The sequence below is a fragment of the Algoriphagus confluentis genome (assembly GCF_036245625.1).
In the GTDB taxonomy this organism is placed as follows: Bacteria; Bacteroidota; Bacteroidia; order Cytophagales; family Cyclobacteriaceae; genus Algoriphagus; species Algoriphagus confluentis.
In genome coordinates, this window is record NZ_BTPD01000001.1 from 272,275 (window position 1) to 287,128 (window position 14,854).

The window sequence follows — 14,854 nt, forward strand, 5'->3', positions numbered from 1 at the left end:
AAAGCTGAAAATTTCCCCAATCTGAAAGGAGCTTGGAACAAAAGAATATTGCTATGCAAGGGATTAATCACGCAAGGCTTTGATTACTTGATTCTTACAGAGAAAAGGAGATTTTCTGGATCACTTATTTTTTTCATTGATGTCCTATAAGCTCCCACGGGGAATGATTTTTTTGAATTCTGTAGAAGATTTGCCTGATCAGTCTTATATTTACTCTATTAATTCTATAGACTTTAAATATAATTAAAATGAGCTTAAGACTTGGAGATGTAGCACCGGATTTTGCTGCCGAATCGACAGAAGGTGAAATCCGCTTTCATGAATTTCTTGGAGACAGTTGGGGAGTATTATTCTCTCATCCTGCAGACTTCACCCCAGTCTGCACTACAGAATTGGGCGCTGTGGCCAAGCTCAGAGATGAGTTTGTCCGGAGAAATGTGAAGGTAATTGCCTTAAGTGTAGATGGATTGGAAAGCCACAGAAGTTGGATCGGAGATATACAGGAAACCCAAGGAACAGCAGTCAATTTCCCAATCATCGCTGATCATGACAAAAAGGTTTCCTCATTATATGACATGATTCATCCGAATTCCAATGAAAATTTCACCGTGAGATCAGTATTTGTTATTGGTCCTGACAAAAAAATCAAGCTGATCATTACCTACCCTGCGAGTACGGGAAGAAACTTTGATGAATTATTGCGTGTGATTGACTCTCTGCAGCTTACGGCCAATTACTCTGTGGCTACACCTGCCAATTGGAAGCAGGGCGAGGATGTGGTAGTCGCTCCAGCGATAGCTACAGCAGATATCCCTTCAAGATTTCCAAAAGGGCATAAGGTCATCAAACCCTACCTAAGGATTACTCCTCAACCAGACCTATAAAACCTAAGAAGGCTGTCTTACGCAAAGACAGCCTTCTTTATTCCAATAATTCTTTATTATTCCAGTCTTTAAATCAAGTCAAAAAGACGAGGAAGGACTAGCGTAATCTCGGGGAAAATCATGATCAAGGCCAATGCCACAATCATGGCCAAAAAGAAAGGAATCAAAGGGCGAATGACCTGAGTCAGAGAAATCTTGGCTATTGAAACCCCTACAAACAGCAGAGAACCCACCGGAGGAGTACACAATCCAATACAAAGATTCAACACCATCATAATTCCGAAATGCACAGGGTCAATCCCTACTTTAGTAACCACTGGCAAAAAGATCGGAGTGAAAATCAAAACGGCTGGTGTGATATCCATAAACACCCCAACGGCCAAAAGAATCAGATTGATCAGAATCAGAATCACCCATTTATTATCACTTACATTCAGCATAAAGTCACTGATCATCTGAGGAATATCCTCAGCTGACATTACCCAGGACATACTCATGGAAGTGCCGATAAGGAGCAAAACCACAGCGGTAGTCTCCGAACTCCGCACCAATATTCCGGGAAGCTCTTTGAGCTTTAACTCCCTATAAGCAAAAGAAAGCACCAAGGTGTATACCACTGCAATGGCAGAAGCCTCAGTCGCTGTAAAAACTCCGGCTACAATCCCTCCTATTACCACGAAAAGTAAAAACAGACTGGGTATTGCTCTCCAAAAGGAACTACCCAGTTCGCCTAAACTGACCGACTCCCCACCTTTGATTTTGTGTTTTTTGACAAAAATGGCGGCACATACCATCAAAGTCAGTCCCAATAGTAGCCCGGGGAGATACCCTGCCACAAACAAGGCGGCAATGGAGACTCCTCCGCTTGCCAAGGAATAAATTATCAGAATATTCGAAGGGGGAATAATCAAGCCGGTCGTGGATGAGGTGATGTTTACTGAGGCCCCAAGCGTCTTAGGATAGCCCTCCTCATCCATTCTTTTACCCAAAATACTTCCAATAGCCGAAGCTGCCGCTGCTGCAGAGCCTGCAATAGCCCCAAAAAGCATAGCCGCAATAATATTCACATACAGCAATCCTCCTGGAAGTCTGCCTGTTAGGCTTTTTGCAAAATCTATCAGACGATTGGCAATCCCTCCCCGATTCATGATTTCTCCCGCCAAGACAAAAAAAGGAATCGCCAAAAGCGCAAAACTATCCAATCCCGTGGCCATCCTTTGGGCGATGGTGGTCGATGCAGGAAGTGCAGAAACGGTAATCAACAAAGTGAAAAAGCTGGAAAGCCCCAAACTCCAAGCTACCGGAACACCCAATACCAACAGGGTGATAAAGCTCAGAATCAAAATAAGTATACCGATCCACTCCATGGTTAGGCTTTGGATTTAACTAGTTGGACAATATGAAACAGGTGATAGTACACCACCAAGGCTCCGGAGATAGGGACAATTCCATATATCCAGGATAAGGGAATCTGAAGAGTTGCTGATTTTTGCTGAAGAATCTGAGTGATGTAAACCAAATTTCCCCCTCCAATAATCATAACAAAAAAACCAAAAACAATGACCATAGTATGGATAAATAACTGAAGATAAAGCAATTGCCTACCTTTGAGCTTTTCTGGGAGAATATCGATCGCCAAATGCCCGTTTTTGCCTGAAACATAGGCAGCACCTGCCAAACCCAGCCATATCATCATATACCGGGAAAGTTCGTCTGTGAAAGAACTAGGGTCTCCCAGCACGTACCTGGAAAACACCTGCCAGGTAACATTGACGACCATCAGTCCCATCAGGACTGCAATCAATCCTTGGATGATTTGATCCAAAAAGACTTTGACTCTCATTCGCGTGTATTTTGGATTCGTTCGATCAGGCGAGCCAAAACGGGATTTTCAGCTTCTACCTGATCATAAATAGACTGTACTTGTTCACGGAAGGCATCCTTGGAAGGGTAAGAAACTATCACTCCTGCTTTTTGAACCTCACGCATGGATTCTTCCACGGATTCTTTCCAAAGTTGTGCCTGAAAGACTGCCGACTCATCCGCTGCCTCCTGAAGCCACTCTTGTTCTTGGGGATTGAGCTCCTCCCAAACCTTAGTGCTGACCAGCACCACGTCTGGCACCATGGTATGTTCATCAATGGAGTAGAATTTGCACACTTCATAATGCCGTGAATTGTAAAAGCTTGGAGGGTTGTTTTCTGCCGCATCGACGATCCCTTGCTGAAGGGCCGTGTAAAGCTCACCATAAGCTACCGGAGTCGGAGATCCACCCATAGCCCGGACCATATTGATGGCCATTTTGGATTCTTGTACCCTCACTTTCAATCCGGCAAGATCTGCCGGAGTCTCTACAGGTTTGGTTTTGGTGTAAAAGCTTCTTTTGCCTGCATCATAAAAGCAAAGGCCACGAAGCCAAAACTTCTGGCAGCTCAGCAATAGCTCGGTTCCGATTTCCCCATTCAAAACCTGATTGGTATGAGCATCATCCCGGAAAAGAAAGGGGATTCCAAAAACGCTGATTTCAGGAGAGAATGCCTCCAATGAGGCTGCCGAAACCTTGGTCATTCCCACACTTCCGATCTGAAGAAGCTCAATCAGCTCTCTTTCTGTACCCAATTGCTGATTGGGATAGACTTTCACTTTGATCCGGCCATTGGATTTCTCCTCCAGTCTTTCAGCCAAAAATACCATGGCATTATGCACCGGGTGGGCGGTGACTTGGGCATGGCCCATTTTGATGATTTTCACCCGGGAATCTTCTTTGCATCCGGACAAGGCCAGCAATAACAAAAGAATTAGCGTCAGTTTTGGGTTCATTGGGTTGGTTGTTCTCGAATAGACTCAATGATATTCATTGCCTGCTTTACTCTTTCCTGAATCTCTCCAAAAGCTCCCCGTTTGATCAGGTCTTTTCGGAAAAGCTGAGATCCCATACCCACACAAAGCACTCCGGCATCAAACCATGCCTTCATGCTTTCGGCGGTGGGCTCCACCCCTCCTGTTGGAATGATTTCAATTTGGGGCAAAACCGCATGAACCGCTGGCACGAATTCAGGTGTCAGAATATTGGCAGGATAGATCTTTACCAATTGGGAACCAAGCTGTTGAGCAAAAAAAACTTCGGAAACGGTTCCGCATCCGGGAATCCAAGGCACATCAACTTTAGCACAATACTCCCCCAATTTGGGGTTCATGACCGGGGCAACGATAAACTCAGCTCCCATATCCAGAAACTCCTCCGCTTCGAAAGGATGATAGATCGTACCCACACCTAGGAATAACCCCGGCATTCGGCTTGCTGCCTCTCGTATTTTTGGAAAAATGGATTTCGCTTCTTTTCCCCGATTGACCATCTCGATCACTCGAACTCCCCCTTCATAGGCAGCAAAGAGTAAGTCTAAGCATACCTGCTCATCCGGGTGAAAAAATATGGGCATCATGCCTCCGGCATGCATGCGTTGAATAAATGGACTTGGATTTCTCATTATCGTTTGATTTTTCCGGTGGCTTCTCCCTTTGCAAGTTCCAGGACTTCTTCCAGGGAGCAAATCAGTACATCACCAGGTACACTATGCTTCATCGCTCCAGCAGCCATGGCAAATTCAATTGCATCTTTGGGCTTCATTTCCAGAAGGCCGTAAATCAATCCTCCTGCGAAAGCATCTCCTGTCCCTACCCGATCCACAATATGCGTGAGTTCGTATGCGCGGGAAGAAAAAGTCTTCTTCTTGGCATAAAGTGAAGCAGAAAGGGTATTGCTGGAAGAGCTATGGGAAATCCTGTCTGTTTTCACAATATATTCCAGACGATCAAATCGGTCGAAGGTCATAGATCTGACTTCCGCAAAGCTTTTGAAATCTTCTCCCAAGCACTGCTTGAAATCCCGAGAACCGGCAATCATCACGTCCGTGAGTTCCATTAATCGAGGCATGATTTCATCAGGTGATTTCCCAAACTGCCAGAGATTGCTTCGGTAATTCAAATCTCCACTTACTTTTACTCCTTTTTGGGCAGCTACTTCCAAGGCATGAAGAGTAATATCTGCACAGTTTTGAGACAATGCCGGAGTGATGCCCGACCAATGAAACCAATCGGCCCCATCCAGAATTTCCTCCCAATTCAGGGCTTTGGGATCAAGCAGGGAAAAAGAAGACCCTACCCGATCGTAGATAATCTGACTACTTCGCTGCATGGCTCCCTGCTCCAAAAAATAAATCCCCATCCTACCGGAAGAGAATTGGACAAATCGGGTGTCAATTCCAACGTTTCTGAGCTTACCTGCTGCTGAGCGGCCTAGCTCGTGGTCAGGAAAAGCCGTGACATGAGCTACATCCATTCCCCAATAAGCTAGTGCGGCTCCTACATTGGCTTCAGAGCCCCCAAATTCCACATCCAAAGAGGTCGATTGAAAGAAGCGTTGATTTCCGGGGGGAGACAGCCTCAGCATGATTTCCCCAAGGGTGACGATTTTCTTCATGGAAGAATTTTTTTCTCTAATTTGACCAAGTTAAGCAATAATACAAATGAACAATACGGTCCTCCTTTTGGATAATTCTGACAATGTAGCTGTGGCATTGATGGATCTTTTTCCTGGAAATACGGTAAATATCCATGGAAAAAGCATTGAAATACAGGAATTTGTCCCGGCAAAACACAAGTTTACCATCAGGCCTTTTGTAGCGGGTGAGGAAATTTTTATGTATGGCACCACCGTGGGAGAAGCGACCCAAGCTATCCGTGAAGGAGGTGCTATTACCCTGCAAAACATCCGCCACAAAACCAAAAAGTATGAGGTCAAAACAGGGGGCTACAGCTGGAATCCTCCTGATGTATCGCATTGGAAAGATCAAACCTTTCTAGGATTTAAAAGACTTGACAATCAAGCAGGTACAGCAAATATCTGGTTAGTTTTGCCTATGGTTTTTTGCGAAAATACCAATGTTCAACTCATGCAGGAAGCCTTTGAAAATGCCTTGGGATTAAAGAAAATAAACCCCTTTGAGCGACAAATCAGAGCCCTGATTTCAGGCATGAACGGGGAAAAATTTACGGAATCGGTTGCGCAAAAAACAGAGACCTTTGAATCAAAAATCTTCCCCAATCTGGATGGAATCCGATTTTTGACCCATGCTATGGGCTGTGGAGGAACGAGACAGGATGCGGAGACTTTGTGTGCCTTGCTGGCAGGATACATCCATCATCCCAACGTTGCAGGAGCAACTGTGCTTAGTTTGGGTTGCCAAAATGCAGAGGTGAGAATTCTTCAGGAAAAACTCCAAGCCTTGGGCTGCACCAAACCCCTGGTCATCTGCGATCAGCAACAATCAGGGACTACCGAAGCCCTGCTCAACCGAGCCATTGAGGAGACTTTCCACCAGCTTGTAATAGCCAATCAGGCAATGAGAGAACCAGTACCTCTTAGTTATCTGACCATTGGTTTGGAGTGCGGTGGTTCGGATGGTTTTTCGGGGATTTCGGCCAATCCCACCTTAGGTGCCGTTTCCGATTTGATTGTGGCTTTGGGAGGAAAGGCTATCCTGTCCGAATTTCCAGAGCTTTGCGGAGCTGAAGAAAATCTCATCCAACGATGCGAAAGTCCTGAGCTTGCCGAAAAATTCATCCATCTGATGGAAACCTACAATGAAGCTGCCAAACGAGTGGGAAGCGGTTTTGACATGAATCCCAGTCCGGGAAATATCAAAGACGGACTGCTGACCGATGCGATCAAGTCCTGTGGAGCTGCCAAAAAAGGGGGAACTGCACCAGTTTCCGACGTATTGAACTATACCGAATATGCAACCAACCCGGGACTCAACCTACTGTGCACACCGGGGAATGACGTGGAGAGCACCACAGGATTGGCAGGAAGCGGAGCAAACATCATCCTGTTCACTACAGGCCTGGGAACCCCCACTGGCAATCCTATCGCTCCGGTAATCAAGGTTTCCAGCAATTCAAAGTTGGAGGTAAAAATGCCGGATATCATTGATTTCAATGCAGGTACCATCATTGAAGGACTGGATACTCCCCATTCCGCCGGAGAAAAACTTCTGAACCTGATCATTGAGGTAGCTAGCGGGAAGAAAAAAACCAAAGCGGAGGAAAAGTCAAATTTCGACTTTATCCCTTGGAAAAGGGGAGTTTCTCTCTGATCTCAGCTGTAAATGAAAGTGCCCCCAAGCCGTTTTCTTCGTTGGAGGCACTGACCTAATCCGGAATTTCTGAAGGAATTCAATCCTTACTTGCCATTTTTCAATTGGGCCATCGTGACTGATTTCCCTTCTCCGTTGACCGGATTGAAGTTTCCTCGGACCACCCCGGTACCTCGGAGCTTAGAAAACCTTCCCGTTCCTCCTATGATTTCTACTTCTGCCAAAAATGAAGACAGGGTTGAGGAAATAGGCGTGACCGTGTTCTTTACATTCTTAAACCAAATGGAATTACCCTTTTTGTCGACGGTTAAAGAACTCACCTCATCGGGTACATTTTCAATGCCCAAAGCCAATAACTCTGCGCCGAATACAGAAGATACCGGTGCTCCCACAGTGACCAACTCCTGCCCTTCGAAGAAAGCGAACTGGTTTAAAAAACTGTTGGCTCTACCCATTTTGCTGGCGCTTACTCGCCCCGTACCTGGATAAAATCCAGGAGCAGGACCTCCGACATATCCTTCGCCGGGTATGAAAAACAGCTGATTTCTGGAAGTTTCAAAATAATTGAAGTTCCCGGCAAGTCTGAGACCAAACGGATTTCCGGCTTCCAGATCGAGTTCCTGCCATACTCCAAGAGCTTCCTCATAGGTAGGTTCGGCTATTTCCTCGTTCATTTCAAGGACGGCTTTTTGGTCTACGGATTCCGTACAAGACCCTAGAGCAACGGCAAAGACCATCACCAAAGCCCATGGCTTTAGAAATTTTACTTTCATGTGTTGATTAAGTTAGGTGATTGAAATACAATGTTGGAAGATAATAAGAAGTTGGGTGATTTAAACAAACTCACTACTAACAACATATTTTTTGCATTTCATACCAATAAAAATGCCAAAAATATCAACCTACAATAAAAAAGTTGGCCGAAGAGCCTTTTGACCGAATTTGCCTTGCCTTGATATAGGCCTCAGAGTGGTACCAATCCAAGGCTTTTTGCTTGTCTGGAAATTCGAGCAAAACCAGCCGGTCATGCTTCCACTCTCCCTCCAAAGCTTCCACAGGAAGCCCTCTGATTACAAACTTACCCCCGAAGGGTTCGATACTTCCGGGTGTCAATTTTTTATATTCATCGTAAACTTCATTATCATAGATATCTACTTCCACGAGTACAAATGCTGCCATAGTTTGAAATAATTGATTGACCGAAACTGAAAAAAAAAATTCAAATGCCAAACCAAGACATCCATATCCTTCAATTCGGAACGGGAAATTTTCTCAGGGCATTTTTTGAACCCATGGTTCAGACGCTGAATAAAAAAAATATCCCGCTGAATATCTGCATGATACAAAGTACTGGAGGGAAAACACTTGATAAATTGAAAGCCCAAAATTTCCATTACCATGTCTGTGAAGCCGGGATAAAAAATGGAGAAAAAGTTCAGGAAATTCAGAAAATTACCTGTGTCAGGGAAGGACTTGACCTTCCTAAGGATAATGAGAAATTTCTGGACTTGGCTTCCAATCCTCAGGTCAAATGGATCATTTCGAATGTAACGGAAGCCGGAATGGTGTGGAAAGAAGAGGGACTTCTCGAAGAATTTGCGGAATCCTTTGCGGGACGGATTGCGCAATGGCTAATTCGGAGATTTGAACGTTTATCAGAAACAGAAACCGTCCTTTTGCCCTGTGAATTGATTCCCAACAACGGGGACCTTTTGAAAGAATTTGTGGTCAAGCATGCCCGAAGATGGAATCAATCCCCCGAGTTCTTTTCATGGCTAGACCGGAAGGTCTATTTTTTCAATAACCTTGTGGATCGTATAGTGCCGGGATTCCCAAATCGATTGGATCTGAAAGAAAAAGAAAACGATGCACTTGTGGTGCAAACCGAGCCTTATTCCTTCTGGGCGATTGAAGGAAAAAAAGAGCAAAGTCCTCTCCTTCCTTTTTTGAAGGCAGATTCTCAAGTGGTTTTGGAAGAAGATATCCAAGGATTCTCCCTGAGAAAAATCAGAATACTCAACGGCTGCCACACCTACATCGCTGCCAAAGGAATAATGACAGGATATCAGACAGTCCGGGAATTTATTTCTGACAAAAAAAATCTGTCCATTCTTAATGAAATGGTAGAAAAGGAAATCATTCCTTACCTGGGAATGGATCTAAATGAACTAAAAAGTTACAAAGAAGAGATTTTTGCCAGATTTGCCAATCCTTTTGTCGATCACCGTCTGGAAGACATCCTGCTCAATTCCACAGCCAAATTCAAAAGCCGTCTACTCCCTCTATTCCTTCCATTCAGTCAAAAAAATGAAGGAATATATCCGAAGGAAATCTGCAAGGGATTAATCTACCTTCTCCATTTCTACCTACAAAACCCCAATCAAGTCCGGGAAACATCTGCAGTCACTTCTTTATTGGCTGAGGTGCCCCGGGAGCTTTCATCCAAAGAAAAAATCATGTGGGTAACAAAAAACCTCTTTGGATTGAAATGGAATCCTGGTCTGGAACAGGCATTTCTTGACATCACTTCGGTAAACCTGGCTTTTATTCAAAACCCAAACCGGCAGCATATCTAGCCTTAGCAAAGGAAATACGGAGCTTGGCTGCCAAATCATTGAGCGTAACCCGGGAATCGAACACAGAAACCTCTCTAGCATTGACCAAGAATAAGCTGCTTTCTCCGATTTCGAAGCGACGCAACTCCCCTCTCAATAGCAGTTCCAAGCTGGTCACATTGTCCTGAAAAGTGATAATCTGCCTGTTTAAAATAGTCCAATTGTTCAATTCGGTTTCCAGTTTGTTTCTCAGCTGCAATTCTTTCAAGTCCCGTGAGTTCTGTTTGAAATCAATTTTTGCCCGGGTCAAACCGATGGCTCCCCGGGTTTTTCTCCACAAAAGCGGGGTGTAGACTGAAACTCCCCATTTGTAATTGTTTTCGAAAAATGGAGACTGATTGAATTCAGAAATTGACTCGGTGAGGAAATTGTATTTGAGTTTGACCACGGGTAGAAGCTGCTGCTCTTTGAGCCTTCGCTCTACATCCAAGCTAGCCAATTCGTAGTCTGTCAACATCAACTCCGGGTGATTGGGAACCACATCCCTGAGCTCTTCAAAATCAGGCACTTTGGTAAATTCATCGAAGAGATTTTGAGGAATGGTACCCAGGGCTACTTCCATGGGATCTCCTGCCTCATTCCACAGGAAGGTATTCAGCTCCTGGGTAGTTGCGAAAAACACATTCTCAGCGGTCTGAAGGCGATACTGTCGATTCAAAAGCTGAGAGTAGGCTTCTACGGTATCGATAGCCGCCAAATCTCCCTGCTCAAAACTTCTCTTGATGCCTCTGAATCGGAAAGCAGCCAATTCTACCCCTTCTTGAAATACTTTGAGGTTTTCGTATGCTTCGGACCATTTCCAATACATATCGGTAGCCGAAAGGTGGAGCTCATTGAGAAGCCTGACCCGCTCTACTTCCGTGGATTGCTGATAGATCTGAGCAATTCGCAAGGCGGCTCTTCGATCATCCAAAATCAGACCCTGGCCGAGATTGACAGCAGCGCCGGCAGCAATCAAGCCTTCAGTAGGGACAGAACTTTCGGAATTGAGAAATGCACCGGTATTCTGCTCGAAGGTTCCCATCAATTCTACGCCCATCCAAGTGGGGATGACCACCCCTGCTTCTCGTTTGTCGTAGTAGTTGGTTTCCTTGTATTCTTTTTTGTCCAGATTGCCGTAGACCATGGGATCAAAACCTCCCCTAGCCTGCCTCACTTCCATTTGCCCCATACGAAGATTGATTTCTGCCTGCGCAGAAATGGGATGATAGAGTCTCACCCACTCCAAGAAATCTTCAAAACCCAATTGAAGCGTATCTTGGGCAAAAGAGGACATTGAAAAAAGAACCTGAATAACGCAGCTGACGATTAATTTTTTCATTTTTTGGCAGAAGCAGTCTTATCTTTCTCTTCTTGGGTGTAATAATCAGCCGGAAAGCCGTTGAGTTGTCGCCAAATCTCATACCAAACAGGTACGTCATTCAGTAGGGCAATTCCATCGGCCCCTGAACCTATTCTCAACAACTCGGGCCAAGCCTCCTCTTCAGGGTCTTCAGTCACCAAAACCCGGTACAAGTTATTTGGTCCGGCAAACTGATCGATGGCCACTACCTTTCCGCCAAAGGTACCATTGGAAATCTGAGGCCAACCTGAAAAGACGATGGCAGGCCATCCATCGAAAATAAATCGAACTTTGTTTCCGACTTTGATCAGCGGCAGATCCACCGGCTGCACGTACATCTCCACTGCCAAATCAGCCTCTGATGGCACAATCTGTACGATTTCTGCACCTTCTTTGATGGTTTCTCCAATACCGACTTGAATCGCCTTGGCGATATATCCGTTTTGTGGCGCCAGAATATGCCGGTAACTGGTTCGCTGAGCATAATTGGAGTACTGATTCTCTAGTTTTGTCACCGAGGCTTCGGCATCAAACTGGGAGGACATAGCCGTATACATATCGGATTCAGCTTTGGCTAGCTTGTCCTGAAAATCATTGTCAATTGCCCCTAACTCAATCTGAGCCGTGATCAAATCATTTTTACTGCTCAGAAGTTTATTTTCAGAAGAGATAAGTTTGGCTTGGACTTCCTGAAATTTCAGGCGTCTGCCTTCCAAAGTGGTCAACGAATTCAACCCTTCCTTGAAAAGTTGTTCGGACCGCTCCATTTGGTACTTGCCGATTTCAAAATTGACCTTGGATTGCTCAAACTCAATGCTGTCTGATTCCACTTTCAGCTCCGCTATTCTCAATTTGTTTTGAGCCTGCTGAATTTTCAGAATGTTATTCCTTCTCAATGCAGCAATCTGGTTCTGAAGCGCTTGAACTTTATCTCCATAGGATCGAGCAGATTGGGATTTGGCATCTACCTGAAGCTGAGTTCGGGGCAAAAGCAAGGTGTCAAAGTATTCGTCTTTGATTTCAGATACCCTGAGAATGGTATCGCCGGCTTTCACAAAATCACCTTCGGCCACGTACCATTTTTCGATTCTGCCTGCGATGATGGAATGAATCGTTTGTGGTCTTTGATCGGGTCGGAGTGCTGTGACATAGCCTTTGGACCGGATATTTTGGGTCCAAGGCAAAAAGAGCATCAAAAACACGGACAGCAGCGCCCAGGTCAAGATCCGGATTCTCTTTTGGCTCTCCTTTTGGGGAAGGGTCATCACCAGGCTTTTGGATCCGCTAAATGGGATGGTATCCTTGATTTTATTGGAAGTGATGTTCATCATAGCCTTTAGAATTTAAGATTTTTATATCCCTCATATGGACCCTGAAAGACTACTTTTCCCTCGTCCATCAGAATCACCTCATCAGCTCTTCGCATGATTTCATCGTTTTCGGAGATCACCACCAGTGTCCAAGTACCGGATAGGAGATAGTCAATGATGCGTTGTGAAATCTCAGAATTGAGGTAGTGAAAAGACTCTTCGATCAAAATCGCTTTGGGAGATCCGACCAAGCCTCTGGCCACCAGAATTTTTTGAGCTTGAGCTTTAGAGAGTCCTTTTCCTTCTGGTTGGAGCATGGTTTCCAGACCATCCGGAAGCCGATAAATGTATTCGTCCAACCCAACCAGCTCGATCAAATGATCCAGGTGCTTTTTGTCAAAATCCCGACCCAAAAGAATGTTTTCGGAAATAGTGCCATGGAAGATTTGCTGAATTTCCTGAAAGTCCCCGACCATCCCTCGGTATTTTTCCAGATTGATAAATTCCAAAGAAAGATCATTGATCAGAACCCTTCCTTCATACTCTTCATAGATTCCTGAGATCAAAGCCAAAACGGCCGTTTTCCCACTTCCGCTTTTCCCGGTGATGACTACTTTTTTCCCCGGATTTACGGTAAGACTGACCCCCTTCAGTAGAGGCTCTAATGAATCCTGTGGCTGAAATACAACCTGATCCAAGGCCAGTTTGAGAGCTCCTTCCTTGGTAGGCTGCACTACTTTTTCATTGGGAGAGGTATGCTCTAGTTCCAGATCCATCACGTGCCCCAACTTTTCTACCGATACCAAAGTATCATATACAGTCTCAAGGGAAAGAATGAGCTTCTCCACCGAATTGATCACTAAAACGATGATCACCTCAGCCGCTACAAACTGTCCGATGGAAATCTGTTCGTTGATCAAAAGCAAACTTCCCGCAAGCAGCAAACTGGTAACGATCAGGACCTTGAAGGCAATCATGACCTTATATTGGAAAATCAGAACCGAGAAGTGCTTGGAACGAAACTCCACGTAGCGCTGAAGCAATTTATCTGCCCTAAGAAGGGGAAGTCGAGTGTGCCCTGCCTGCTTGAAGGCATTCATAGTGCGGCCCACTTCTTCCAGCCAAAAAGCCGTTTTGTATTTATAGCTCGATTCTTTCAAGGCCGTCTCCATCCCCTGAGGCCCTGTGATGTAGAAAATCAATGTCAGAATTCCGATCAAAACCAAACCAAAAAGAATAAAGGTGGGATGGTAAACGGATAACAGCAGCAAGCCGAAAAACACCTGGAGCAAAGCAGCCGAGAAATCAATCAGGATTTTGGAAAGTCCTTTTTGAAGATTTACGGTATCAAAAAACCGGTTGACGATTTCTGGACCATACTCCCCATGCAGAATTTCAGTTTTGACTCTAGGAAGTCGATAAGCGATGGAGAGACCGGCTTTGGAAAAGATCCTTTGTTGCAGTTTTTCCATGATCTGCAGCTGGGAAATCTGAAGAAACCCACCAAAAACTATCCCCAGAGCTACGATCACCACCAAAATCACCCAAGAGGTGGAAATCCGACCGCCCAGAATAAAGTTAAGAATAGCCTGAATTCCCAAAGGAAGCGAAAGAGTAATGATTCCGTTGAGAATGGCGTAGAAATAGATGGCATAAACCGGCTTTTTCTCCTCTCGGAGTAGGCTGAAAAACCTTTTGGTTGGGGTCAAACCTGATGTGCTATGCATTGGAAATGGTTTTTACAACGAGTTCTTTAAAGAAATTCAAACGCTCACCGCCTTCCGGCTTCGCTTCGGTCATTCCGGGTAGGTGGCGGGAGTTAAAGTTTTGCAAAAGGGAGGACTCCATTACGGTCGATACGAGAGTTTTGGGAAATTGATACGTAGGATTGATTTCCTGAATAATAGCCGAAATCCTTTCCCCAAACTTATATACCTGCGCAAAAATTCCGGATTCATGCTCATTATCCACTGTTTTGGTAAGGTAGCCTTTCAGGGATTCATTGACAACCAAAAGGTGAAGTTGCTTGGGGTCTAAAAAATCATTTTCACAGTAAAGGGGGCCATCTACCATCAGGCGAATGGCTACTCCAAGTCTCTCCTCAGGATCCCTCAGATTGGCCGTGGCAAAGACCAAGTTATGCTCCATCCATCCCCAATACCAGGCGTTGAGATAGAGCAAAAGCATGTGCTTGTTTTCAAAATATCGGTAAATAGCCGCTTCGGTACTTCCGATCGCAGAAGCCAGTTTCTTGAAGGTGAAATTTTCCATCCCCAATTGCTGGATTTGCTTTATTGCCTCTTTAATTATTGAAACTCCCAGTTCAGAACTGAAAGGATCTTTCAGGTAAAGGTTGGAATTCACTTCTACCCGAATCTTTTTTAGAATTGACTCCATAGCATCCTTGGTTCCACGAACAAGGACTAAACGAGGCTTACAAACAAAAAGTTTGTTATTCTCTCAGAATTGTTAGTAATATTAACAATAAGGAAAAATTATAGAAATCTATTCCCTGTCAAAGTTGAAAACATTGAGCCCAATTCACTTT

The 14,854-nt window shown here is 44.7% G+C and carries 14 protein-coding genes; 3 read left to right on the forward strand and 11 right to left on the reverse strand.

The features are described from left to right. Window positions 1–248: 248 nt before the first annotated feature. Window positions 249–884, forward strand: a complete 636-nt coding sequence (locus AAA943_RS01210) for a peroxiredoxin (RefSeq protein WP_338222415.1) — start codon at window positions 249–251, stop codon at window positions 882–884. A 68-nt stretch (window positions 885–952) separates the two neighbouring features. Here AAA943_RS01210 and AAA943_RS01215 read toward each other — a convergent pair whose 3' ends face one another. Genes AAA943_RS01215 through AAA943_RS01235 form a run of 5 tightly spaced genes read right to left on the reverse strand, consistent with a single transcriptional unit; the run spans window position 953 to window position 5,364 of the window. Further along, on the reverse strand, window positions 953–2,251 hold the full coding sequence (locus tag AAA943_RS01215) for a TRAP transporter large permease (RefSeq protein WP_338222416.1): 1,299 nt from the start codon (window positions 2,249–2,251) through the stop codon (window positions 953–955). Between the two features lie 2 nt (window positions 2,252–2,253). Further along, window positions 2,254–2,727, reverse strand: a complete 474-nt coding sequence (locus AAA943_RS01220; RefSeq protein ID WP_338222417.1) for a TRAP transporter small permease — start codon at window positions 2,725–2,727, stop codon at window positions 2,254–2,256. Continuing rightward, on the reverse strand, window positions 2,724–3,704 hold the full coding sequence (locus AAA943_RS01225; RefSeq protein ID WP_338222418.1) for a TRAP transporter substrate-binding protein: 981 nt from the start codon (window positions 3,702–3,704) through the stop codon (window positions 2,724–2,726). The genes AAA943_RS01220 and AAA943_RS01225 overlap by 4 nt, the downstream gene beginning before the upstream one ends. Further along, complete coding sequence (locus tag AAA943_RS01230; protein WP_338222419.1) at window positions 3,701–4,372, reverse strand: beta/alpha barrel domain-containing protein; 672 nt, start codon at window positions 4,370–4,372, stop codon at window positions 3,701–3,703. The genes AAA943_RS01225 and AAA943_RS01230 overlap by 4 nt, the downstream gene beginning before the upstream one ends. Continuing rightward, window positions 4,372–5,364, reverse strand: coding sequence for a PfkB family carbohydrate kinase (locus AAA943_RS01235; RefSeq protein ID WP_338222420.1), 993 nt, complete (start codon window positions 5,362–5,364; stop codon window positions 4,372–4,374). Before AAA943_RS01235 ends, AAA943_RS01230 begins: the two co-directional genes overlap by 1 nt. 46 nt (window positions 5,365–5,410) lie before the next feature. Between AAA943_RS01235 and AAA943_RS01240 the strand changes: the two genes are divergently transcribed. Then, complete coding sequence (locus AAA943_RS01240; protein ID WP_338222421.1) at window positions 5,411–7,039, forward strand: UxaA family hydrolase; 1,629 nt, start codon at window positions 5,411–5,413, stop codon at window positions 7,037–7,039. 86 nt (window positions 7,040–7,125) lie between these two features. On the opposite strand, the gene AAA943_RS01245 is transcribed toward AAA943_RS01240, so the two are convergent. Both AAA943_RS01245 and AAA943_RS01250 read right to left on the reverse strand, forming a co-directional pair. Further along, window positions 7,126–7,812, reverse strand: coding sequence for a hypothetical protein (locus tag AAA943_RS01245; RefSeq protein ID WP_338222422.1), 687 nt, complete (start codon window positions 7,810–7,812; stop codon window positions 7,126–7,128). A gap of 124 nt (window positions 7,813–7,936) precedes the next feature. Then, window positions 7,937–8,218: a DUF1330 domain-containing protein gene (locus AAA943_RS01250; protein WP_338222423.1), complete on the reverse strand. Its 282-nt coding sequence runs from the start codon at window positions 8,216–8,218 to the stop codon at window positions 7,937–7,939. A 38-nt stretch (window positions 8,219–8,256) separates the two neighbouring features. On the opposite strand from AAA943_RS01250, the gene AAA943_RS01255 reads away from it, so the two are divergent. Continuing rightward, the gene (locus AAA943_RS01255; RefSeq protein ID WP_338222690.1) at window positions 8,257–9,615 is read left to right on the forward strand and encodes a tagaturonate reductase; all 1,359 of its coding nucleotides are present in this window, start codon (window positions 8,257–8,259) and stop codon (window positions 9,613–9,615) included. On the opposite strand, the gene AAA943_RS01260 is transcribed toward AAA943_RS01255, so the two are convergent. From AAA943_RS01260 to AAA943_RS01275, 4 genes are read right to left on the reverse strand one after another with little or no spacing between them, the layout of a single operon-like run. Next, window positions 9,584–10,975, reverse strand: coding sequence for a TolC family protein (locus AAA943_RS01260; RefSeq protein WP_338222424.1), 1,392 nt, complete (start codon window positions 10,973–10,975; stop codon window positions 9,584–9,586). The two genes, AAA943_RS01255 and AAA943_RS01260, sit on opposite strands and share 32 nt — an antisense overlap. Then, entirely contained in the window at window positions 10,972–12,327 is a 1,356-nt protein-coding gene (locus AAA943_RS01265) for an HlyD family secretion protein (RefSeq protein WP_338222425.1), read from the reverse strand. Before AAA943_RS01265 ends, AAA943_RS01260 begins: the two co-directional genes overlap by 4 nt. A 5-nt stretch (window positions 12,328–12,332) precedes the next feature. Next, window positions 12,333–14,033: a peptidase domain-containing ABC transporter gene (locus AAA943_RS01270; RefSeq protein WP_338222426.1), complete on the reverse strand. Its 1,701-nt coding sequence runs from the start codon at window positions 14,031–14,033 to the stop codon at window positions 12,333–12,335. Continuing rightward, window positions 14,026–14,703 (reverse strand): TetR/AcrR family transcriptional regulator, encoded by a 678-nt coding sequence (locus tag AAA943_RS01275; RefSeq protein WP_338222427.1) that lies wholly within the window; start codon window positions 14,701–14,703, stop codon window positions 14,026–14,028. The genes AAA943_RS01270 and AAA943_RS01275 overlap by 8 nt, the downstream gene beginning before the upstream one ends. Window positions 14,704–14,854: the final 151 nt, after the last annotated feature.